Genomic DNA, 1,638 nt, shown 5'->3' with positions numbered 1-1,638 from the left:
ATGAAACGAATCACAGATATTATTTAAAACAAATCGCTCTAGAAACCAATATCAATTTTATAGGACGTACAATAAGTCAATCTGATTTCAGGATTATGAAAGATAAAAAGCGCCAATATAACGATTGGCATTATTTATTAAATGTTCGTCCAAATACAGATCAGACAGCCGCGAACTTTTGGCAAGATTTCATCTATAAATTAATTTATGAAAATGAAGTTTTAGTCATTTTAACAGACAACAACGATCTGTTGATAGCAGATGATTTTGAAAGAATAGAATACGCAGTTTATCCCGATAAATTTATCAATGTTACTGTTAAAGATTATACATTCAGACGTTCTTTTCAAATGGATGAAGTTATTTACTTGACCTTTAATAATGAAAAGCTGACAAAGTTTATGGATGGGATGTTCAGAGATTTTGGTGATTTATTCAGTCGCATGATTGAAATCAGTATGCGTAATCAACAAATACGAGGAACTGTAGGATTGGATACTTCACAAAAACTAGATGATGAAACCCGTGGTAAGTTGCAAGAATTTATTGATAAGTTATTTGCATCTTTCAAGAAAAATACCGTTGCTTTAGTTCCGAAGTTAAAAGGATTCACTTATGAAGAAGTTTCTAAAGGTGATGGTAAAGGGCAATCTATTGAGGAAATTACAAAACTAAAAAGAGCTTTAACTGATGATGTAGCCGATATTTTAGGAATACCTAACGCGCTGGTTCATGGAGATTTATCAGATTATGAAACAAGCATTAAAGCCTACATTAAATTTTGTGTTGGCCCATTGATTAAGAAAATATCAGATGAATTAAACGCCAAGATAATTGAAAGAATTGATTACTTAAAAGGAGACAGAGTTGTAGTTGGTGGCGTGACCGAGAAGAGTGCAATTGAAAACGCTGATAATGCAGACAAAATGGTTGCTAGTGGTGCATGGAGCAGAAACGATGTTAGAGAAAAGTTTGGTGATGAACGTGTTGACGATCCGCGAATGGATGAATATGTTATCACGAAAAATTATCAAACTTTAGATGAACTTGAAGGAGGTGATAAATAATGCCGAAACGAATTAGTGTAAGAGGTGCCATCATATCTAATGATGTTGCATGGATATATGAACTATTCGACATTGAACATACTTCTCCACAAATGGTAATGGAACAAATAGAAGATGCCAATGGTGATGATTTAGAAGTGATTATTAACAGCGGTGGTGGCGAGGTATATGCAGCGTCTGAAATATACACAGAATTAAAATCTTATACAGGCACTGTTGAAACACGGGTCGTAGGTTTAGCAGCATCAGCTGCAAGTGTAATTGCAATGGCCGGCGATAAGGTCCTAATTGCTCCAACCGCAGAAATTATGATTCATAATTCTTCTATGGGTTACCACGGGGACCATCGCGATATGAACAAAGCGTCTGAAATGCTTCAGAACACGGATAAGACAATTGCCAATGCTTATCGTTTAAAGAGCGGTATGGACGAAAAAGAACTATTAGACCTTATGGGTAAAGAGACGTGGTTAACACCTCAAGACGCCCTAGAAAAAGGTCTAGTTGATGAAATTATGTTTGAAAATGAAATCAAACTCACAGCAAGTGCTAGTGTTTCAAATTTAATACC

The 1,638-nt window shown here is 35.3% G+C and carries 2 protein-coding genes; both read left to right on the top strand.

All coding sequences use genetic code 11. The features are described from left to right. The coding region (locus BM098_RS12960) for a phage portal protein (RefSeq protein ID WP_089834039.1) at nucleotides 1-1,067 on the top strand (1,067 nt) is incomplete at its 5' end. Continuing rightward, nucleotides 1,067-1,638 (top strand): head maturation protease, ClpP-related (locus tag BM098_RS12955; RefSeq protein ID WP_089834037.1); only part of this gene is annotated, 572 nt, incomplete at its 3' end. The genes BM098_RS12960 and BM098_RS12955, both read left to right, overlap by 1 nt.

It is taken from the genome of Halolactibacillus halophilus (assembly GCF_900115605.1).
In the GTDB taxonomy this organism is placed as follows: domain Bacteria; phylum Bacillota; class Bacilli; order Bacillales; family Amphibacillaceae; genus Halolactibacillus; species Halolactibacillus halophilus.
Note: the sequence above shows the minus strand (reverse complement) of the source record. Positions and strands in the feature narration are given on the sequence as shown.